Genomic DNA, 19,765 nt, shown 5'->3' with positions numbered 1-19,765 from the left:
CACCCCGCCCGCGCCCCCGCCTCCCCCGAACGGGGGAGCCGCCCGCGCCGGCCGGGTGGGCGCCTCCGCCGAAGCGCCGACGTGCCGCCGCCCCGCCCGGAACAGGCTGGTCGCATGCCGAAGAAACCGCTTCCGTCTCCCCTCCTGTTCTCGCCCGCCCGCCGCCGGGCCACCGGCGGTCTGCTGACCGCCGCCCTGCTGGGCACCGGGCTGGCCGTCGGCGTGAGCGCCCACGGCTCCTCGGATCCCCCAGACCGCCCCCGCCTGCTGGCGGACACCGACCGCGACGGCCGGCCCACCGAGCGGGACGAGGCCGGCAAGGGCGAGTGGCACGACGGCCGGGGCGCCATCGTGCTGCCCAACCTCGACGACGACGCCGGACGGTGCCCGACGCTGGACCCGGACGGCGAGCGCCTGACCGACGACCGCCTGGCCGCCTGCCACGACGGGGCGGACGACGCGGTGGCCGGCGCCGAGGACGCCGCCGACCTGGCGCCGCTGCTGCTGGTCGGCGCCGACACGAGCCCGACCGCCCGCGCCACCCTCACCCTGGACGAGGCGTCCACCGAGCACGCCGGACTGTTCCTGCGCGGCACCGGCCCCGACGGCGAACCCACCCACACCCCGTTGCCGGACGACGGCGAGCTGACCGGCGAACAGCTCGTCGAAGGTGCGGAGTTCGCCCTGGAGGTGCGCGACTTCGTCCGCGACCCGGAGCGCTGGGACGGGTTCGTGGACGTCACGCTGACCGTCACCGACCGGGGCGAGACCCACCGGGACCGGGTGCGCCTGAAGGTGGCGCCGCTGCTGCTCACCCACGACCTGCTGCCGGTGGAACGGATGCTGGTCTCGGACAACGGCACCACGCCCGAACAGGTCGAACGTGCGGACTACGACCCCCAGGCGCCGGTCGAGTCGCGGCTGCCCGGCGAGGCGGAGTTCCGCGCCGACCTCGCCGCCGGCCTGGCCGAGGCCGGGCTGGACGACCGGCTCCTCGCGTACCCGACCGGCGGCGACCACTGGCTGCGCGACCAGTTCATCACCGGCTACGCCGTCGCGCCGGGCCCCGACGGGGAGCCCCGCCGGCTGAGCGTCCTCCTCCGATCGGCCGACGTGATGCCGGAGGGCAGCAGTGCCGACTTCCCGCTGCGGGACGGCGGCCGGCCGGCGTTCACCCTGTTCCGCGGCGCGGACACCGCCGTGATCCAGGAGTTCACCGCCGACCGGGTGGGGGACGACGCACACAGCATGCTCTGGGGCTCCTTCAGCTCCACCGGCAACTTCCTGGTCACCCCGCCCTACCGGACCGAGACGACGGACTTCCCGGCCGGCCGGGTGCTCTACGGCTCCGACGGCGAACTGGCCGCCCCCGACCCGGCGTTCACCGGGCTGCTGGCGGCCCAGGGCGAGCAGGACCCGCTGGCCGTGGACACCAGTTGGCTGGGGGTGGGGCACATCGACGAGTTCCTGTCCTTCGTGCCCGTCGACAACGAGCGGGGCTGGGCCGCGCTGGTCGCCGACCCCGGCTGGGGCTGGCGGCTGCTCACCGAGGTGGCCGAGGCGGGCGGGGGCGACCAGCCGCTGGTCCGCGACGTGGACCCGGAGCTGACCCCCTACCCCGGGTTGACCGTGGCCGCCGCCCTGGAGCACCCCCAACTGCGGGCCGGCACCGAGCTGGCGACCGCCGGCGTCGACGCGGCGCTGGCTGTGCTGACCGAGGAACTCACCCTCACCGAGGAGGACATCGTTCGGGTGCCGGCACTCTTCGAGCGCCTGGAGATCCCGGACTACCCGCGGCAGGACATCGTCGCCAACCACCTGCCGGCGGTGGCCAACGGCGTCCAGCCGGGCGCCGAGGTCTTCCTGGCACCCGACCCGCACGCCCCGCTCGACCCCTCGGGCGCGGACGTCTTCCAGCGCGCCACCGAGGAGTCACTGGCCCGGGTGGGCAACCGGGTCGCCTGGGTGGAGGACTGGGAGTACGGCCACGGCGTGGGCACCGTCGGCGGCGAACTCCACTGCGTCACCAACGCGTTCCGCGACCTGAGCGCCGTCGAGCCCTGGTGGCGCGAGGAGGGCTAGGACAGGGCGGGGGCACCGGGCTCGTCCCCGGCCCCGCGGGCGTCGTACCGCTCCCGGTGCTCCAACACCTCGGACATGTGCGCCTCCGCCCAGCCCTTCACCCCGCGCAGCAGGTCATGGAGCGAGTGCCCCAGCCCGGTCAGCTCGTAGGTCACGGTGACCGGCACGGTCGGCGTCACCGTGCGGCTGAGCAGGCCGTCACGCTCCAGCGCCCGCAGGGTCTGGGTGAGCATCTTCTGGCTGACGCCGGCCAGTCGGGCGGCCAGCTCGGAGTAGCGCATCGCCCGCGGCGGCCCGTCGCAGTCCTCCCCGGGGCGCGGACCGTCGCCGCCGAGCGCGGCCAGCACCAGCGCCACCCACTTGTCGGAGATCCGGGACAGCAACTGGTGGCTCGGGCAGTCCGCCAGGAACGCGTCGTACTCCCGCCGCGCCCGCGCCCGCCGTTCCGCCGCCGTCATCGTCGGCACTGTCCGACCACCCTTCCACCGTTGCCGGGTCACGCACCACGGGGCCCGCTACGCACCTCGAAGTGCCTTCTTCCCGGTCGAGTCGCATCCCCCCAGTGTGGAGGACAGCAACAGTCGCCACTGGAGGAGACCATGAGCACCACCTTCCGCACCGCGGTCGTCCGCAGCCCGCGGGGCCCGGACTCCATCGAGATCATCGAGGTGCCGACCGTCGAGCCGGGCCCGGGACAGGTCCGGGTCGAGGTCGCCGCGGCCGGCGTGAACCCCGTCGACGTGGCGGTCGCCGCCGGCGTCTTCCACCGGATGGGAGTGATCCACCAGGACCGGCACACGGGCCTCGGCTGGGACTTCGCCGGCACCGTCGGCGCGGTCGGCCCGGGCGTCGACCTGCCGGTCGGCAGCCGGGTCGCGGGGCTGGTGGACGGCTTCGACCGGGACTTCGGCGCCTACGCCGAACAACTCGTGGTCCCCACCGGCAACATCGCCCCGGTGCCGGACACGCTGGACCTGACCGCCGCGGCCACCGTCCCGGTCAACGGGCTGGCCGCGGCTCAGCTCGTCGACCTGCTGGGACCCGGCGAAGGCCGCCGCCTGCTGGTGACCGGCGCCGCCGGCGCGGTCGGCGGGAACGTCCTGCCGCTCGCCCGGGACCACGGCTGGCGGGTCACCGGGCTCGCCAGGGCCGCCGACGAGGCGTTCGTGCGGGGCCTGGGCGCCGACTTCACCACGGCGCCCGAGCCCGGCTGGGACTCGGTCGCCGACGCCGCCGTACTCCAGGAGCGGGGCGTCGAACTGGTCCGTGACGGCGGCGACTTCGTCGGCATGCAGCCGGGGACGCTGCCCGCCGCGGTGCGCGGCGTCCGGGTCCAGGTGGTGGTGGCGGCCCCGGACGCCGCCCGGCTCGCCGAGCTGCTCACCGCGGCCGCGAACGGCCACCTACCGACCCGGGTGCACGCCGTGCTGCCCCTCGACCAGGCCGCCGAAGCACACCGCGCGCTCACCGGGGGCGGCATCCGCGGCCGCTACGTCCTGCGGCCCTGACCCGACGAGTCGGCCGGGGCGACCCCGGGTGCCGCGGTGGGCGGGCCGCGCCGCCCGCGCCGTGCGCCGCCGGCCCCGTCCAGGAGCCGCGCCCCCTGCGGCCCTTCCACGAGCTGGTCAGCGTCGGCGCGGGAGCCGGAGGGGGCGCGGCAGCGGGTACGGTGTCGGCCGTCGCCGGTGACCGTGCCGAACGGCGCCCGTTGAGCCCGGCCGCGTCCGATGGGTGTCAGGTGGTCTCGGCGAGCAGGTGAATGACACCGGCCGGGTTCCTGATCCAGTGGGTTCTGGACTGGAGGTCCTCCAGGGGCTCGACCTCGTCGGAGGGCCGGATGCCGACGCCGGCGAGCCGGTCGGTGGCGGCGTCGAGATCGTCGGTGTGGAGTTGCAGCCACACGTCGGGCTGGCTGTAGTTGTCGACGCAATCCAGCCACAGGGTGTTGGGGCCGAACCGCACCGAGTGGGTCCTGGAGACGGTCGGGGCGTAGGAGACGTCGTCCGCGTTGACCTCGAAGCCCAGGGTGTCCCGGTAGAACGCCACCGTCGCGTCGTACCGCGCCCTGGGAATCTTCATGGCGATGTTCAGACCGGCGGTGAATCTCGGCTCGTTCATCCAGCGTCTCCCTTGTTGGCGTTGGCGTTGGCGTTGGCGTTGGCTTCGGTGGCGTCCAGGGCGGTTGCCAACGCGGCCAGTCGGTCGTCCCACCGGTTGGCGAGCAGGGCGAGCCACACCTGGGCGGCGCGGATGGCGGCCGGTTCCAGCCGGTAGGGGTGCCGGCGGCCGGTCGGTGGGCCGGAGCTGACCAAGCCCGCTTCGGAGAGCTGGCCGAGGTGCTTGGCCAGCGCCTGCCGGCTGACGGGCAGCCGCCGGGCCAACTCCGTCACCGTCGCCGGCCCGGAGCGAGCCAGGTCGTCCAGCAGCGCTCGCCGCGTCGGATCGGTCAGCGCCGCGAACACCGCGACGGCCTGTCGTTCCGGGTCAGGCGACCGCATCGAGGTAGGCCCCCAGGTCGGCGAGTTCGGCGTCCCAGCCCTGGCTGTTGGCCTGGTGCGCGGAGCGAGCCAGGTCGAGGGCGGCCTGAGCGAACCCGCTCTCCACCAGGCGCAGCCGGGTGCCCTCGGTCACCGGCTCCAGGACGAACTCCACCAGCGTCCGGGGGGCGCTGTCCGGTGGCAGACCCTCCATGGCCCAGCTGAAGGCGAAGCGGTGGGGCGGGTCGACGACGGTGATCGTGGCGGTCGACTCGTCGTCCAGGTCGTCCCACCGGAAGTACGCCCGCCCTCCGGGGCGCAGATCAATCTCAGCCACCGAGCCGAACCATCCCGACAGTCCTTCGACGGTGGTCAGCGCGGCCCACACCCGCTCGACGGGGTGCCGCAGCACCACCACTCGCTCGATCGTGTCCGCCCGCATGGTCACCTCGCGCATGGTCACCTCCCGATCGCAACCTTTGGGTTGCCATTAAAGGCAAACTACAGGTCGCGATCCCCCTCCGCAATCGCGGTGAGCCCGCCTGCCGGCGTCTCCCGCCCGGCACGGCGGCGCCGATCCACCCGCCCTGACACGGTGTCCGCGCCGCGGGTCAACGGAACCGGTGGGCCGGGCCGCACGCCCAGCCGGAAACGCCTGACCGTCGCCCCGCTCACCGGGCCGGACGCGACTCAACCGGGGAACCCCAGGTCTTCACGGCAGCCTTGATCACCGACTGCTCGCGCCGCGAGTCCCTGGCGCCCCAGGACGCCGCGATGGCGTCTACGACATCCTGGGGGTGACCGTCAGCTTCGGCTGTTGCGGGCATGGCCGCCCCGGCCAGGTCCTCGCGCGATGCGGCCACGCGGTGAGGTCCCCCCAGGCACCGGGATCGGCGTCTCCTCGCCGAGGAACACGGGCGTGCCATGGAGCACGCCCGGCCGCTTCAGCGGATCAGCCACCGCCGTGCCGAGTTCACCTCACTGTCCTGGAACCTCTCCTCGTGCTGCGGCCCGGGCGTGCCGTGACCCGTGGTCGGTCCCCGGGGCTCAGCACCCGTTCCGCAAGGTGATCAGCAGCGTGTCGGTCTGGGTCCGCGTGCCATCGGTGGCCCAGATCTCGGCGACGTACTCACCGGCTGGGGCGGGGGCGATCGAGAGTCCGACAAAGCCGTTGACGACCAGGCCGCCGTCGACCGGATCGCGTTCGTTCGTGCCCGGCGGGATGGTGCTGCCGCCCTCGCTGGACGAGCCGGGCGGCAGGTCGCTGACCCCGACCTGGATCGGGTTCGACCAGCTGCCGGACACCGGGGCGAAGACGTAGGCGCCGTGCCATCCGTAGGTGGGGTTGGCGCATATCCGCTGTCCCTCGGCTTCCAGCGTCCAGGTGGAGGCCGAGGCCGAGGCGGGTGCCGTGCCGAGCAGCGTGAGCGTGAGAGCGGAGAGCAGGGCGAGGAGTAATCCGGTCCCGCGATGTCTTGGTTTCATCTCTACCTCCTGGTCGGGAGCGCACGAGACAGTACGAAAGCGGCTCACGGCCGTGTCCGACGGCCGGGGCGGCGTCAACGAGTCTCACGCAGCCGGCAATTCCCAACAAGGGGATAGTTATGATCTCAAGGGGCCAACTTCGTCATTCAGCCAGCTGACTTCTGCCGGGCCGGAGCCCGGACCAAACGACGGGCAGTCGTCCCGCGGCCTGGGCGGTCACCCCCTCAGCCGGGGACGAGTACCGGGCGGCCCATCCCGCCCCTGCCGAACTGGGCGGCCAGGCGGGGTTGTTGGCAGCGGTGACGGCTTGTCGGCTCACGTTGCCCGAGCTGCTCGCGCCCTCACCCCGCTCGCCAGGCGCCCGTACGACCTCCGGCACACCTGCATCACGAACTGGCTCAACGCCGGGTCCCGCCCGCCGAGGTGGCCCGGTGGGCGGGTAACTCGCCCGACGTCATCCACCGCCGGTACGAGGGCTGTATCGACGGTCATGAGGAGGTGAACAACCGGAAGATCGAGCAGGCCATGGGATGGAGTCCGGGCCTGGAGGAGGGCGCGTGAGCCCACGCGCCACTCACGCGTGACCACCGATAGACAGTGAGACAGGGCCGGACCCAGTGAGACTGAGTCCGGCCCTGATGTCACGGCACTCGCGCTGGTCAGAGGAGTACTCCTCGATGTCCGCGCGATGTGCCCCCGGCAGGATTCGAACCTGCGCACACGGCTCCGGAGGCCGTTGACCTGCGGAGCGTGAAACCTTCCCTGACCTGCTGTCTCTCCGTCCGGGGTGGTTCCCCGCCGGCCCGTGGCCCGTGACTGGCCCGTAGAAAGCCCCCAGACGGTGCTGGTGGGGCGGGAGAGGGCTGGAACATCCCCGCATGTTCCAGCCCATGACCGAGACACCCGGGACACCCGCAGATTGGGGTGTCCCGGGTGTTCTTGCTGGTCAGGGCAGCGAAGGGACAGCGGGACAGTTGGGACACCCTGAGAGGGGGCACCAGTACCCTGAAGTTCAGCCTGACCCCTGGAGTGCAACCTGACCCGTGAGGTGCAGGTTGCGCAGTGAGGTACAGGTTGCACACCAGAAGACCATGAAGGAGTGAAGCCCTCAGTGGCGAAGGAGCAGCGAGCGACGTCTAATCCGCGTGGTACCTACATGCTGGTCGCGGACATGATCCGCAGGGAGATCACCAGCTCGGAGTCTATGACCGAGTTGCCTCCGGTGAGCGAACTCATGGCCCGCCACGGCGTGTCCCGCACGCTGCTCACCAGGGCCCTCAAGCTGCTCAGCAGCGAGGGGCTGGTGACCTCAGAGCAGGGGGGACGGTGGCGTGTGGTGCGGGATGGGGAGGACAGCCGGCCGCTGCGCGAACGTCTGCTGGACGTCTTCGAAACGGACAAGCTCGGTGTCGGCGATGCCTTCCCCAGTGAAGCCGAGTTGTGCCAGAGGTTCGGTAGATCCCGGACAGCCGTGCGTTCGGCTCTGGACAAGCTCGAAGGCGCCGGACTGCTGCGCCGTTCGCCGGGGAAGCCACGCGTTGTGGTGGCCCTGCCCGAGAAGACGACGGAGGTCCGAGGATGAGCAGCCCAAGCCTGGTCGAGTGGGCGTATCCGCTCGCTGAGTCGCTGCTGGCTAAGCCCCTGCCGCGCCGGTGGGCACACTGCCTTGGGGTCGCCGAGCGGGCCCGGACACTGGCGCCGATCCTGGGAGAGAACGCCGAACTGCTGGAAGCCGCGGCTGTTCTGCACGACATCGGCTACGCCCCTGACCTCGTGGATACGGGCCTACACCCGCTGGATGGAGCGCGGTACCTCCGCAGGGTCAAGGCCGACGAGCGGGTGGTGCGGCTCGTCGCGCATCATTCCTGCGCTTGCATGGAGGCAGACGCGCGCGGTCTGCTGAGCGAGTTGGAAGGTGAATTCCCTCGTGAGTCAGCCGAGTTGAACGACGCATTGTGCTACTGCGACATGAGCACCACCCCGGATGGGACTCCCACTAATCCGGTGGATCGCATCAACGAGATCTGCGGGCGGTATGGGGACGACAGCCTGATTGGACGCTTCATCCGTCGCGCTGAGCCAGAAATCCTGTGCTCGACAGCCCGGGTGCTCAACCGTCTTTCCGATGAGAAGCGCGCCGTTCAGCCGATATAGGGGCTGGTGCGAGACTCGTCAAGAGCGTGCTCAATGCGTAGCCGCATGGTCGGGTGAATGTCGTAGTCCCTGAGGTCCGATGGGGTAACCCATCGGACCTCAGTCGTTTCTGCGCTCGTTCGCAGTTCACCACCCACCGGCCGTGCCCGGAAGCAGAGGGAGAATTGCTGCCGCACCTCCCCGTCGTCGTACTGCATGACGTGACCCGGGTCGGTGTAGATGCCGGAGAGTCCCGCCACCTCGACGTCGTAGCCGGTCTCTTCTTTGGCCTCCCGCACCACGGTGTCGCTGATGGACTCGCCCACGTCGTGACCGCCGCCCGGGAGGGCCCAGCGGCCGTTGTCGGAGCGGCGGATCATCAGCACCCGGCCGTCATTGTCCCGCACCACCGCGACCACGGATGGCACCACGGAGTTGGCCGGGGGAGCGGCGGGGTCGTGCAGGTAGTCAATGCGTCCCATGGTTATTCAGCTTTCGGAAAGTCGGAGTCTCGCACCGGGCGGGCTTTGGCCCACGTGTGGTCGATGCTCTCGGCGTAGGTGTCGAACAAGGAGGCGCCCGAGAGTTTCCTGAGGTGCAGTACCGGAGCCAGATAGGCTCCGATCCCATAGACGTGGGTGTTCACCAGCATCTCGTTGTCGGCCCGATAGATGGAGTTGTACAGCGTCGCGTCGTGTAGGCGGAACTCGATCTCGGGGTGGCTGTCCATGAGCGGCCGGTAGTTCACCAGCGCATTGCGAATCTTGGGGCCCATGATCATGTGCCCCTCATCCGTGCCCCGTTGTCGGACCGCCGGGCAATCCGGGTCACCCATGAGGATGCGCACCTGGGCCGTCTTCGCCTTGTCTGAGATCAACCTGTGAAAGACGGGGTCCTCGGCGAGGAAGCCACCGGCGTAGACCAGGACATCGAGCTGTCGTTCCGCCCGCCCGTATATCTCTTGCCAGAGCCCCTTGGGCACCATGTGCCGGTGCGGGTAGACGGTGACGATCTCCGCCTTGCCCAGGTCGGCCGCGCTGGCCACCGTGCGTACGTCGTCGGACCAGAGGAACGACGCGTCCACCTTCAGGATGGTGGCGGTCGCGTACTGGTGTCGTCGGTAGGGGCGCTTGTCCTGGGTGATCCAGCGTTCGACCGTCTTCGGGTCCACGCCGATGCGCTCCGCCAGATCACGGGTGGTGAACCCCTTCGCCAGCAGCGCGGCGCGTAACTGCTCGTTCGGCATCTCCACCCCCGTGGGACGTCTTGGGACTTCCTGAGCCTACGAAGTCGTCCCTGGGATGTCCATGTGTGTGGTGTCCAACTCCCTTGACCTGCGGCGATGCTGAGGGAGTCCCAAGAAGTTCCGGGCCGGACACCAGGGTGGACGGTCGGGTACTTGACAGGGCGACGGCGCGAGGCATGTAATACATGCATCGCTTCGAGCGGCGCCCGGAGAGCCCCGTGAAACGGGTTCAAAGGAAGCGCTCGTTCTTTGACAACTCCACAGGTTCCCGCCAAAGCCCCCCGGAAGGAGGTGAACAGGGCACGGCGGACGCAGAACCCAAGGGCGGCCCGTGGTGGGCCCCTGCGGGGGTGAGGGTTCGACTCCCTCCCCGCCCTCTCCACTGTCAGGCCACCGGCCACGGCAGACCCGCTTCCACACAGCAAGGAGTGATTCCCAGGTGATCGCCACGCTTCTCGCCGTTCTCGGCACCCTGGCCGGTGCCACCGTCACCGGCCTTCTCCAGCACTTCAACAGCTCCCGAGCCGACCGCCGGCAGCGGGAGAGTCAGCGGCGGGCCGCGTTGCTTGAGGCCCTGGTCGAACTCCAGGGCGCGATCGTCGGCCACCGCGAGCAGCAGTACCTGAAGATCAGTGACCGGCGGGCCGGAGTGCCCGACACCCGTGAGGCCCGTGAGGCCCGATACGCGGCGCGTACTCGGCTCACCGGCGCTCTTGACCGGCTTCACCTGCTGACCGACGACCCCGAGTTGCTGGCCGCCGCTCAGGAAGCGCGCAACGCGGCCGTGGCGCTCGGCGACGCGCCGCTGAGCCAGACCGACCAGGTTGGCCAGCGTGCGCGTGAGACGCACACCCATCTGCGCCAGGTGGCCGCTCGCCGTCTGGCCTGACCAGCAGCCCCGACCGTCCGACCGTTTCGCCGCGGTCGGGCTCGATACACCACGGGGCGGCGGGACTCCTCGCAAAAGTCACCCGCCGCACCCGTGCCTACCCGTCTCAGATCGAGGTTGGAGAACACCAACATGAAGCAGTTCATCGGCGATCAGAAGATCGCGACTGATGACGAACTGGTCGAGCTGGCGCTCGGCTTCGGAGTGGACCCGGAATTGTGGCTCGGGCCCGACACCGAGACCAACGCGGAGCGCGCGGCCCGGCTGACTGCCGCCGCCGACATGCTGGCCGAGGACCCCAGCTTGGCCGCCCCGCTGGCCAGGCTGACCGCGCGGGCCATCGAGAGCTACCTGGCCAAGTCGGAGTTCGTCCGGGCGGTGAGCCGGTGATGAGCCAGCGCGACACCAACGGGGCGCTCTCCGAGGCCCTGAGCGAGGTTCAGGGCCAGATCGCCCGCACGGACGCCAAGGCCGCGAACCTGACCACCTTCCTGGGCCTGTTGCTGACCGGGGTGACCGTCGGCGGGGGCGCCATGCATCTGCCGGTGGCCGCGTGGCTGGTCGGTCTGGCCGGGGTCGGGTTCCTGTTGGCGGCGGGGGTGGTGCTGCTGTGGAACGTGCGGCCGAACACCTCGCCGGTACCGGGGACTTTCCCGCACTGGGCGACCCTGACCGCCGACGAGTTGCGCGGTGAGTTGGGGACCGACCACCGCCCCGGTGCCGTCACCGCGTTGTCCCGGCTGGCCACGGCCAAGTACCGGCGCATCCGTCGCGCGATCGACCTGACCCTGTGCGGCGGCGCCCTGCTGGTCGTGGCCGCTGCTATCGCCGCGGGGGGTGCCCTGTGAACGCCAGCCAGACGGCCGCGCAGCAGGCGCAGACGGCTGCTGAGGCGGTCCGCGCGCTCAATCACCTCACGATGGACCCGACTCCGACCAGCGCGGAGTTCGAGTTCCCCGGGGATGCCTACGCGGTGGTGGGTCAGCTCGTAGCGCTGGCGGGCCGCTTGCCGCAGGCGATCGCCCAGGCACACGGCCTCATCCAGCGCGAGGAACGGGCGGGCAGGCTGCGGCACGACGCGGGCCCCGAGCGGCTGCGGGCCACGCTGCGGGAGCTTGCTGCGGCGGTGGAGTGGTCCGAGGAGTGCGCCTTGCTGCTGCGCGTGGCCCTGTCGGACGCGCACGCCGCGCTGGCGCCCCTTGGCAGCATGCAGGGAGGTGGGGGCGAGTGAGCAGCCTGATTCCCGCGCTGGCGTCGGCCGTGCCGGTGGCGGCCGGTTGGTCGGCCCACTCGATGTGGCTGCGGCGGCGGTTGGAGGTGGCGCGGCGAGACCCGTTGACGGGTCTGCGGACGCGGGCCGGGTTCGAGTCGGCCGCCGCCAGGTTGGTCGCTCGCCGGTCGGTGGCCGTGATCTTCGTTGACCTTGACGGCTTCAAGCAGCTCAACGACCGGCTGGGGCACGCGACCGGTGATCAGGCGATCCGCGTGGCCGGGACCGTGATGACCGAGACCATTGGGGACGGCCGCGGCGTGGTGGGTCGGCTGGGTGGGGACGAGTTCGTTGCCGTGGTCCCCCTGCCTGGCTCGCACGCGCTGCCGTGGCTGCTGAACGGGCTGCACGAGTGCTTGACCACCCCGTTCGTCTATCAGGGGCGCAGCGTCTCGCACGGTGCGTCGCTGGGCGGGGTGTTCGCCCCGGCCGGCGGCTCGCTGTCGGTACTGCTGCGGCGGGCCGACGAAGCGATGTACGCCGCGAAGCGGGACGGCGGCGGTTGGCGAGTCGCTGACCTGGACGCCCCGCACCAGCCCACCACCAACGGCCGCCGTCCTGGCCGGACGGGAGGCGTGTCATGACCACCGAGACGGTGACCGCGCCGCCGCCGTTGGGGCGCGCCGAGAAGTGGCTGTTGGTCGTGGCCGTGGTGGTGGGAGCCGGGGTCGGCGCACTGGGGCTGGTGTCGTCGTTCGACGCCCTGTCGGCCGCCGCTGAGCGCTGGGGCTTCTCCCATCCGTGGATACTGCCGGTCGGTATCGACGCCGCGATCCCGACGTTCACGCTGGCCAACCTGCTGCTGATCCGGATGGACATGCGGCTTGCCTGGGTGCGTGCGGTCCCATGGGTGCTGACCCTGGTGACGTGCTGGCTGAACATCGCGGCCGGCGGCTCGCTGTCGGCGAAGGTCGCGCACGGCACCATGCCGCTGCTGTGGGTCGTGCTCTCCGAGATCGTGGCCCACGTCTATGCCGTGCGGATCGGCGCTGTCACCGGCCGGCGCATGGAACGGGTTCGCCGCTCCCGCTGGTTCCTGGCCCCGTTCAGCACCTTCGCCCTGTGGCGGCGCATGGTGCTGTGGGAGGTCACCAGCTACCGCATGGCCCTTGGCCGGGAGCGTGAACGCCAGCTGGCGCGCGCCGACCTGCGGGAGACCTACGGCCGTGGGTGGCGGCGCAAGGCCCCGCGTCGGGAGAGGATGCTTCTCAAGCTGGGCGAACTCGCACCCGAGGACGCGGAGCCCACACCGGTCGTCATCTGTGAACGGGGCGGGCTGCTGGAAGTCCCCGCGGTTCCCCCCGCTGCCCTGGAGAAGGAGCCCGAGAGGCCCAAGCCGAAGCGCACCCGGAAGCCGGCCAAGGCGAAGGCGCCGGCCCGCCGGTCGGATGCCGAACTCGTTGCCGAGGCACGAGAGAAGACGGCGGACTGGGCGGTTGGCCAGTTGACCGCTGACCGGCTGCGCACCACCCTCCGTATCGCCCCGGACCGCGCCCGCGCTCTGCGGGACACGCTCCGCGCGGAGCGCCAGCAGGCGCCGAACGGCGTGGAGTCCGAGGCGGTGGCGGCGTGAGTGAGCCGACTTTGCGTGTGTTGTCGCTGGGGGCCGGTGTGCAGTCCACCGCCCTGCTCTTGTTGGCCGCTGAGGGGCGCCTTGCGGGGCTGGATGCGGCGGTGTTCTCGGATACAGGTTGGGAGCCGCCGGAGGTCTACCGGCATCTGGAACTGCTTGAGCGTGAGGTGGCTGTCCCGGCTGGTATCCCGATCTATCGGGTGACGGCCGGGGATATTCGCCGGGATGCGCTGGATCCGACTCACCGGTTCGCCTCGATGCCGCTGTTCGTGCGCAACCCGGACGGGACCAAGGGCATGGTTCGCCGGCAGTGCACGAAGGAGTACAAGATCGAGCCGATCAAGGCGCAGGTGCGGGCCCTGCTCGGCTTCCCTGCCGGGCGTGTACCGGCGGGGGTCTTCGCTGAGCAGTGGGTGGGGATCAGCCGGGATGAGTTCACCCGGGCCAAGGACTCGGGCATCAAGTACGCCGTCAACCGGCACCCGTTGCTGGAGATGGATTGGTCTCGGGTCGACTGCCTGCGCTACCTCGCCGGCCAGGGCTGGGCATCTACCCCGAAGTCGGCGTGCGTCGGCTGCCCGTTCCACTCCAACGCGTTCTGGCGCGAGATGCGCGACGAACGCCCCCAGGAGTGGGCGGACGCCGTGGCCTTCGACTACGCCATACGTCAAGGAGGTGCCCGAGGCAACGCTAACGGCTCCCCTCTGATGGGCACCGCGTACCTGCATCGCTCCTGCCTCCCCCTGGACCAAGCCCCGATCGATCAGGTCACCCGCGCGGAGTGGAAGGAGCGCCAAGGCTCCCTTCTCGACCTCATCGACCCCGACAGCGACGACGGCCCAACGGGCTGCTCGCCATGGACCTGCCGAGGCGAAGACATCGACGCCACCCTGCCGGAGGTGGCGGCGTGAGTGAGCCGATCGTCTTCGCCGACCTGTGGGCTCGGGTGATGCGCGCGGCCGGGTTCCGGTGCCAGTGCCGGGGCGAGTGCGGCAACCCGCACAAGAAGGGTGCCGGGCGCTGCCCCAAGGAGCACGACAAGTACGCCAGCAAGCACCGGGGGCCGGTGCGGCTGATCGCCGCGCCGATCGATCCGAGTGCGCCGGCGTTGGACGCCGCCCGGCTGCCGCACGCGGAGCTGTGGGCGTGGTGCCCGGAGTGCCACGACGGTGCCCGCCGCGCCGCCAATCGGCAGGCGCGCGAGGAGGAATGCGACGGACAGGCTGAACTCTTCGAGGTCTAGCACCTACCACAGACCACATCAACTCGCTGCCGAATCAGTGAATCTCCACTTTCACACTTCTGGAAAGTTAGGCGACCCGAAAGGCGGCATTCTCGATCGAGCACACCCCGGGGCCCGGCCCGCTGTCTTGGCGGACCTGCCGGGCCGGGCCCCGGCTCTCCCAACTCCTCAACCAGTGAGAAGAGGAAGTCTTCAGTGAACCACGACGACAGCGAGCGCGAACGGGAGCTGTTCGCCCGACTCGAAGCTGACATGACGAGCCGATCGGGGCCCGACGCGGGTGCCGATCTGGTGGACCTGGACAAGGCCCGATCGGCGACCCGACCGGACGGCGCGGATCGGCCGATCGAGTCGGCCGATGGTGCCCAGGCTGGATCGGGTGCGGAATCGGCCGATCGTGCCGAGGACGAATCGGCCGATCCGGAGAAGACGGTGGTGGTCGATTCCCCGGGGCCGGACGGGCCGGGCTTCTGGGACGGCGCGCGGCGGGCTCGGCGGTTGCCGATCCTGCCCGCGTGGGTGCGGTCCCGTGCCGAACTGGCCGCGTCGGCCCGCTGGTTGGCCGGGTACAGCGGGCACATCACGGCGTATCACGCGGTCCGGACCCCGCTCTACGCCGGGAAACTCGCGCTGCGGTCCCCGGCTGGCGCGGCCAAGACCGTGGGGGCGGTGGGGCGTTGGCTGGCCGATGCCGAGGGCGCGCCGCTGCGGCGCTGGGCGGTGGCCGAGGCGAACGCGCAGGAGTACTTCCGGCTGTCCAGGCAGCGTGACCACCGGGTGAAGCTGCGGGCGCTGCTGTTCGTGCTCGCCTCGATCGTCGGTGTGGGGGCGGCCATCGCCTTGTACGTGCTGGCCCCGACCTGGGTGCACCTGGTGACCGGCGGCGCGCTGGTCGCCGCGTTGGGGTGGATCGGGGCGCCGGCCGACGCGCCGGTCATCACCCGCGCGGTGCAGCGCCCCAAGGCGGACAAGCTGACCTCGGACATGGTGCTGCGCGCCCTGGGCGCGCTGGGCATTCCGGCGATCAACCAGGCTCAGGCCAAGGGCCGGGACGGGTTGGCGTTCGTGGCCCCGATCACCCGGGACGGCCCCGGCTGGCGGGCCGAGGGCGACCTTCCGTTCGGGGTGACGGTCACGGACGTGATCGACCGGCGGGAGCGGCTGGCGTCCGGTCTGCGGCGCCCGCTGGGCTGCGTGTGGCCTGAGGCCGTGCCGGAGGAGCACACCGGCCGCCTGGTGATGTGGGTCGGGGACCAGGACATGTCCAAGGCCAAGCAGCCCGCCTGGCCGTTGGCCAAGACCGGCAGCGTCAACCTGTTCAAGCCCGTCGCGTGGGGAACCGACCAGCGCGGGCGCTGGGTTGAGCTGACGCTGATGTACATCGCCGGGATCATCGGCGCCATCCCCCGGATGGGCAAGACGTTCCTGCTCAGGCTGCTGTTGCTGATCGCCGCGTTGGACCAGCGTGCGGAGCTGCACACCTACGACCTGAAGGGGACCGGTGACCTGGACCCGGTGGGGGATCGGGTCTCCCACCGGCACCGGGCCGGGGACGAGGATGAGGACATCGAGTACATCCTCAACGGGCTGCGCGAGGTCCGCACCGAGATGCGGCGCCGCACGAAGGTGATCCGCGGCTTGCCCCGGGACCTGTGCCCGGAGTCGAAGGTCACCTCCGAGCTGGCGGACAAGAAGGAGTTGGGGCTCCACCCGATCGTGATCGGGGTGGACGAGTGCCAGGTTCTCTTCGAGCACGCCAAGTACGGCGGGGAGTTCGAGGAGATCTGCACCGACCTGGTGAAGCGCGGCCCGGCTACCGGGATCGTGCTGTTGCTGGCCACTCAGCGGCCGGACGCCAAGTCGCTGCCCACCGGCATCTCCGCGAACGCCGGGGCCCGCTGGTGCCTGAAGGTCATGTCCCAGGTCGAGAACGACATGGTGCTGGGCACGTCCGCCTACAAGCGGGGCATCAGGGCCACCATGTTCGCGTGGGCGGACAAGGGCATCTGCTACTTCGTGGGTGAGGGGGCGGACGCCCGGATCGTGCGGGGTGTCTTCGCCGACGCCCCGACCGCCGACACCATCGCCCTGCGGGCCCGCGCCGCCCGGATGCTGGCTGGCACCCTCACCGGCCATGCCGCGGGGGAAGCGGTCGAGTCGGAGACCGCCGGGTCGGGGTACGACCTGCTGGCCGACATCCTGGCCGTGATGCCCGAGGACAAGGCGTGGAACGAGGTCATCGTGGCCCGCCTGGCCAACCTGCGACCCGAGGTCTACCAGGGCTGGGGGGCGGAGCAGTTGACGGCCGCGCTCAAGCCCCACGGGGTCAGCACCGGACAGGTCTGGGGCACCACCGACGCGGGCAAGGGCGCCAACCGGCGCGGCATCAAGCGCGCCGCCATCCTCGCCGCTGCTGACACGGAGAGTGACGGTCAGGCCGGCGCGGCCTGACCCATCACGGTCGCTAGACCTAGCGGACACCCCCGCTAGGTCTAGCGGCCCCCCTAGCGCCCCAAACCGCCATTGGCCAGCACGCTAGCCCCTAGCGCTGACCAGCGAGAACACCCCACAACCCGCCCCTGAGAGCATCCGGAGACCCCATGCTCGCTGCTAGCGCCTTCCTGCTCGCCATCACACTCTGTTACATCCTGCTGTGTGTCGCCTCCCCGTTCGGGCGCTGCCGCAAGTGCGACGGACTGGGACACCAACTCATCACCAAGACCACCATCACCGGGGCCACCAAGCACCGCCGCGGCAACGACTGCCGCCGCTGCCAGGCGTCCGGGCTCCGGCTTCGCATCGGCCGCCGGGCGCACAACGCCTGGCGCCGTACCTACCGCAACGGCACCCGCTGACCCCACGAAGGAGGAGCCGCACATGACCGTGACCGTCTCCCTGGCCCTGGTCTTCGCGGTGCTGGTCGCCGCGCTGCTGAAGTTCCGGGCGGTGGGCATCGGCGCCGCCGTCGCCTGCCTGCTGCTCGGCTTCTACCTCGCCGACACCGACATGGCCGACAACATCAACGACACCGTGGCTTCGCTCACCGACGCCATCGGCGACATCGGATAGGGGCCCGCCGTGACCCACCCCTCGCGCATCAGCCTCATGGCGGCCGGCGAACTCCGCACCGCACTGGAAGCACACCAGCGCGGCGACACGGCCACCGCCGTCGCCGCCCTCATGGCCATCGACCCGGAGTCCTGGCAAGCGATCGAGCAGCGCTTGACGGCCCTCGGCGGCAACGTGGCCGCACTCGTCTCGACGCTCAACCGGACGACCTGACAGCGGCCATCCGGCCAGCAAAAAACCCGGCAGGGGCTCTCCTCGCAAAAGTCGGCCCCTGCCGGGCCCTACCCGCTCTACGAGAGAACGGAAGAACCCATCGTGACACATCGCGGACTCTCCGCGCCGCCCTTCGCCGCGCACACCAGCGCGGAACGCGGCTGGCAGATCTTCCCGTTGGTGCCCGGCGACAAGCGCCCCGCTGTCTCCCGCTGGGAGGAGCGGGCCACCGCTGACCGGGCGCGCATCGCTCGATGCTGGGCGGCCGGCGCCTACAACATCGGCGTTGCCTGTGGCCCTTCCCGGTTGGTCGTGATCGACCTGGACACCCCCAAGAACCCGGACGACCGGCCGCCGGCCGACTGGGCACACCAGGGTGTCAACGACGGACTGGACGCGTTCGCTCTGCTCTGCGAGCAGAGCAACGAGCCACTGCCCGCCGATACCTTCACCGTTCGCACCGGCCGGGGCGGCCAGCACCTCTACTTCGCCGCCCCCGCCGATGTGGAGCTGAGGAACACCTCGGGGAAGCTGGGTTGGAAGATCGACACCCGGGCGGCCGGCGGGTACGTGGTCGGTCCCGGCAGTGTCGTACGGGGTAAGCCGTACGTGGTGGCGTACGACGCGGAGCCCGCGCCGTTGCCCGGCTGGCTGCTCACCCTGCTCACCCCGCCGCTCCTGCCGCCCCAGCGGCCGGTGATGGTGCCGGTTCGGGGCGATGACCGGCACAGCCGCTACGTCACCGCGGCGGTGAACGCCGAACTGGCCAGGGTGGCCAACTCCGCGCCGGACGAGCACAACCAGGACCTGTACCGGGCGGCCGTGGCCCTCGGGCAGCTCGTTGCCGGCGGGGAGTTGACTGAGTCCGAGGTGATCGAGCGGCTGACCGAGGTGGCGGCCGGCGTTGGCCAGCGGCCCCGGGAGATCCCGAAGACCATCGCTTCGGGTCTGCGTGCCGGTGCCCGCCGGCCCCGCACGGTGGGGGTGGCCGCGTGACGCACCCCGCGAACGACGCGTCCTGGCCCCATCTGCGGGCCGTTCCCGGCGGGGTGGAAGCCCACGCCATCGAGCCGGCCCAGCAGCGTATCCGGACCGCCTGGACGGCGGACGAGTTGATGCGCACCGAGTTCCCCGAGCCGAAGTGGGCGGTCCCCGGCATCCTCTCCGAGGGCGTCAACCTGCTGGCTGGTCCGCCCAAGGTGGGCAAGTCCTGGCTCAGCCTGGGGCTCGGGCTGTCGGTGGCGGCCGGCGGCCAGGCCATGGACAGCATCGCCGTTGAGGGCGGGCCGGTGCTCTACCTCGCTCTGGAGGACACCCCGCGCCGCCTCAAGACCCGGATGGGGAAGATCCTGGGCGGCCAACCGGCGCCGCCCGGACTGACGTTGGCGACCACCTGTCCGCCCCTGCCGCAGGGCGGGGGAGAGGCCATCGCGCAGTGGTTGGAGCGGAACCCGACCGCGCGCATGGTCGTCATCGACGTCTTCGCCAAGATGCGCGGGGTGTCCGCGCCGGGGTCGTCCGCCTACGACGCCGACTACGCGGCCGTAGGCCACGCCAAGCGCCTCGCCGACCACTACGGCGTGGCCGTCGTGCTGGTCCACCACGTCCGCAAGGCTGGCAGCGACGACTTCCTGACCGAGGTCTCCGGCACCAACGGACTGGCCGGTGCCGCCGATGCGACGTTGGTGCTGAAGCGGTCCCGGGGGCAGGCGGACGGCGTGCTGCACGTCACCGGTCGGGATGTGGACGAGGCCGAGTACGCCTTGCAGTTCCACGCCGCTGCCGGGGCGTGGCAGCTCCTCGACGGGCCCGTCGCCGAACACACGGTGCACGACACCCGGGCCGCGATCCTGCGTTTCGTCCGCGCGAACCCCGGGGCCCGGCCCAAGGACATCGCGGCAGCCACCGACCTGGAAGTCGGCCTGGTCCGGAAGACCTGCGCCCGGATGGCCGACGACGTGCAGCTCATCCGGGACACCGCCGGCGCCTACCGGGTGCCCGGCGACCGGGACAGCGGGGGGCAGGCATGAACTGTCCCGGCTGTCCCGGTGTCCCGGGACACGATCTGACCAGCGGAAACGTGCG

The 19,765-nt window shown here is 71.1% G+C and carries 25 protein-coding genes; 18 read left to right on the top strand and 7 right to left on the bottom strand.

The features are described 5' to 3' along the window. Positions 1 to 114: 114 nt before the first annotated feature. Positions 115 to 2,082 carry a protein-arginine deiminase family protein gene (locus tag RM844_RS27590; RefSeq protein ID WP_311670127.1) on the top strand — a complete coding sequence of 656 codons (1,968 nt, stop codon included), beginning with the start codon at positions 115 to 117 and terminating at the stop codon, positions 2,080 to 2,082. Here the strand turns inward: RM844_RS27590 and RM844_RS27585 are convergent. After that, on the bottom strand, positions 2,079 to 2,540 hold the full coding sequence (locus tag RM844_RS27585; RefSeq protein ID WP_311670126.1) for a winged helix-turn-helix transcriptional regulator: 462 nt from the start codon (positions 2,538 to 2,540) through the stop codon (positions 2,079 to 2,081). The genes RM844_RS27590 and RM844_RS27585 overlap by 4 nt on opposite strands. A gap of 141 nt (positions 2,541 to 2,681) precedes the next feature. On the opposite strand from RM844_RS27585, the gene RM844_RS27580 reads away from it, so the two are divergent. Beyond that, complete coding sequence (locus tag RM844_RS27580; protein WP_311670125.1) at positions 2,682 to 3,590, top strand: NADP-dependent oxidoreductase; 909 nt, start codon at positions 2,682 to 2,684, stop codon at positions 3,588 to 3,590. Between the two features lie 226 nt (positions 3,591 to 3,816). Here RM844_RS27580 and RM844_RS27575 read toward each other — a convergent pair whose 3' ends face one another. The 4 genes from RM844_RS27575 to RM844_RS27560 form a co-directional block, all read right to left on the bottom strand. Then, positions 3,817 to 4,200: a VOC family protein gene (locus tag RM844_RS27575; protein WP_311670124.1), complete on the bottom strand. Its 384-nt coding sequence runs from the start codon at positions 4,198 to 4,200 to the stop codon at positions 3,817 to 3,819. Further along, positions 4,197 to 4,580 (bottom strand): ArsR/SmtB family transcription factor, encoded by a 384-nt coding sequence (locus RM844_RS27570; protein ID WP_311670123.1) that lies wholly within the window; start codon positions 4,578 to 4,580, stop codon positions 4,197 to 4,199. Before RM844_RS27570 ends, RM844_RS27575 begins: the two co-directional genes overlap by 4 nt. Then, positions 4,567 to 5,016 (bottom strand): SRPBCC domain-containing protein, encoded by a 450-nt coding sequence (locus RM844_RS27565; protein ID WP_311670122.1) that lies wholly within the window; start codon positions 5,014 to 5,016, stop codon positions 4,567 to 4,569. Before RM844_RS27565 ends, RM844_RS27570 begins: the two co-directional genes overlap by 14 nt. Before the next feature lie 590 nt (positions 5,017 to 5,606). Continuing rightward, positions 5,607 to 6,044, bottom strand: coding sequence for a DUF5980 family protein (locus RM844_RS27560; RefSeq protein WP_311670121.1), 438 nt, complete (start codon positions 6,042 to 6,044; stop codon positions 5,607 to 5,609). A 1,111-nt stretch (positions 6,045 to 7,155) separates the two neighbouring features. Between RM844_RS27560 and RM844_RS27550 the strand changes: the two genes are divergently transcribed. Both RM844_RS27550 and RM844_RS27545 read left to right on the top strand, forming a co-directional pair. After that, the gene (locus tag RM844_RS27550; protein ID WP_311670120.1) at positions 7,156 to 7,626 is read left to right on the top strand and encodes a GntR family transcriptional regulator; all 471 of its coding nucleotides are present in this window, start codon (positions 7,156 to 7,158) and stop codon (positions 7,624 to 7,626) included. After that, complete coding sequence (locus tag RM844_RS27545; RefSeq protein WP_311670119.1) at positions 7,623 to 8,198, top strand: HD domain-containing protein; 576 nt, start codon at positions 7,623 to 7,625, stop codon at positions 8,196 to 8,198. Before RM844_RS27550 ends, RM844_RS27545 begins: the two co-directional genes overlap by 4 nt. On the opposite strand, the gene RM844_RS27540 is transcribed toward RM844_RS27545, so the two are convergent. Both RM844_RS27540 and RM844_RS27535 read right to left on the bottom strand, forming a co-directional pair. After that, positions 8,186 to 8,659 (bottom strand): NUDIX hydrolase, encoded by a 474-nt coding sequence (locus RM844_RS27540; RefSeq protein WP_311670118.1) that lies wholly within the window; start codon positions 8,657 to 8,659, stop codon positions 8,186 to 8,188. The genes RM844_RS27545 and RM844_RS27540 overlap by 13 nt on opposite strands. A gap of 2 nt (positions 8,660 to 8,661) precedes the next feature. Next, positions 8,662 to 9,423 carry a helix-turn-helix domain-containing protein gene (locus RM844_RS27535; RefSeq protein WP_311670117.1) on the bottom strand — a complete coding sequence of 254 codons (762 nt, stop codon included), beginning with the start codon at positions 9,421 to 9,423 and terminating at the stop codon, positions 8,662 to 8,664. 439 nt (positions 9,424 to 9,862) lie between these two features. Between RM844_RS27535 and RM844_RS27530 the strand changes: the two genes are divergently transcribed. The 14 genes from RM844_RS27530 (at position 9,863) to RM844_RS27465 (ending at position 19,710) form a co-directional block, all read left to right on the top strand. After that, the gene (locus tag RM844_RS27530) at positions 9,863 to 10,312 is read left to right on the top strand and encodes a hypothetical protein (protein ID WP_311670116.1); all 450 of its coding nucleotides are present in this window, start codon (positions 9,863 to 9,865) and stop codon (positions 10,310 to 10,312) included. A 132-nt stretch (positions 10,313 to 10,444) separates the two neighbouring features. Beyond that, positions 10,445 to 10,702, top strand: coding sequence for a hypothetical protein (locus tag RM844_RS27525; RefSeq protein ID WP_311670115.1), 258 nt, complete (start codon positions 10,445 to 10,447; stop codon positions 10,700 to 10,702). Beyond that, positions 10,702 to 11,160, top strand: coding sequence for a Pycsar system effector family protein (locus tag RM844_RS27520; protein ID WP_311670114.1), 459 nt, complete (start codon positions 10,702 to 10,704; stop codon positions 11,158 to 11,160). The genes RM844_RS27525 and RM844_RS27520 overlap by 1 nt, the downstream gene beginning before the upstream one ends. Positions 11,161 to 11,231: 71 nt before the next feature. Then, positions 11,232 to 11,543 carry a hypothetical protein gene (locus RM844_RS27515; RefSeq protein ID WP_311670113.1) on the top strand — a complete coding sequence of 104 codons (312 nt, stop codon included), beginning with the start codon at positions 11,232 to 11,234 and terminating at the stop codon, positions 11,541 to 11,543. Further along, on the top strand, positions 11,540 to 12,166 hold the full coding sequence (locus RM844_RS27510; RefSeq protein ID WP_311670112.1) for a GGDEF domain-containing protein: 627 nt from the start codon (positions 11,540 to 11,542) through the stop codon (positions 12,164 to 12,166). Before RM844_RS27515 ends, RM844_RS27510 begins: the two co-directional genes overlap by 4 nt. Beyond that, positions 12,163 to 13,155, top strand: a complete 993-nt coding sequence (locus RM844_RS27505; RefSeq protein WP_311670111.1) for a DUF2637 domain-containing protein — start codon at positions 12,163 to 12,165, stop codon at positions 13,153 to 13,155. Before RM844_RS27510 ends, RM844_RS27505 begins: the two co-directional genes overlap by 4 nt. Then, positions 13,152 to 14,066, top strand: coding sequence for a hypothetical protein (locus RM844_RS27500; RefSeq protein ID WP_311670110.1), 915 nt, complete (start codon positions 13,152 to 13,154; stop codon positions 14,064 to 14,066). Before RM844_RS27505 ends, RM844_RS27500 begins: the two co-directional genes overlap by 4 nt. Then, positions 14,063 to 14,398: a hypothetical protein gene (locus RM844_RS27495; protein WP_311670109.1), complete on the top strand. Its 336-nt coding sequence runs from the start codon at positions 14,063 to 14,065 to the stop codon at positions 14,396 to 14,398. Before RM844_RS27500 ends, RM844_RS27495 begins: the two co-directional genes overlap by 4 nt. Before the next feature lie 195 nt (positions 14,399 to 14,593). Then, a complete protein-coding gene (locus tag RM844_RS27490; protein WP_311670108.1) occupies positions 14,594 to 16,849 on the top strand; it encodes a cell division protein FtsK in 2,256 nt (751 codons plus the stop codon). A gap of 149 nt (positions 16,850 to 16,998) precedes the next feature. Further along, a complete protein-coding gene (locus tag RM844_RS27485) occupies positions 16,999 to 17,253 on the top strand; it encodes a hypothetical protein (RefSeq protein ID WP_311670107.1) in 255 nt (84 codons plus the stop codon). Between the two features lie 22 nt (positions 17,254 to 17,275). Continuing rightward, positions 17,276 to 17,467: a hypothetical protein gene (locus RM844_RS27480; protein ID WP_311670106.1), complete on the top strand. Its 192-nt coding sequence runs from the start codon at positions 17,276 to 17,278 to the stop codon at positions 17,465 to 17,467. Positions 17,468 to 17,476: 9 nt separating this feature from the next. Further along, on the top strand, positions 17,477 to 17,680 hold the full coding sequence (locus RM844_RS27475) for a hypothetical protein (protein WP_311670105.1): 204 nt from the start codon (positions 17,477 to 17,479) through the stop codon (positions 17,678 to 17,680). Between the two features lie 102 nt (positions 17,681 to 17,782). After that, complete coding sequence (locus RM844_RS27470) at positions 17,783 to 18,676, top strand: bifunctional DNA primase/polymerase (RefSeq protein WP_311670104.1); 894 nt, start codon at positions 17,783 to 17,785, stop codon at positions 18,674 to 18,676. Further along, positions 18,673 to 19,710, top strand: coding sequence for an AAA family ATPase (locus tag RM844_RS27465; protein ID WP_311670103.1), 1,038 nt, complete (start codon positions 18,673 to 18,675; stop codon positions 19,708 to 19,710). Before RM844_RS27470 ends, RM844_RS27465 begins: the two co-directional genes overlap by 4 nt. Positions 19,711 to 19,765: the final 55 nt, after the last annotated feature.

Source organism: Streptomyces chisholmiae, assembly GCF_031845445.1.
GTDB lineage: Bacteria > Actinomycetota > Actinomycetes > Streptomycetales > Streptomycetaceae > Streptomyces > Streptomyces chisholmiae.
Note: the sequence above shows the minus strand (reverse complement) of the source record. Positions and strands in the feature narration are given on the sequence as shown.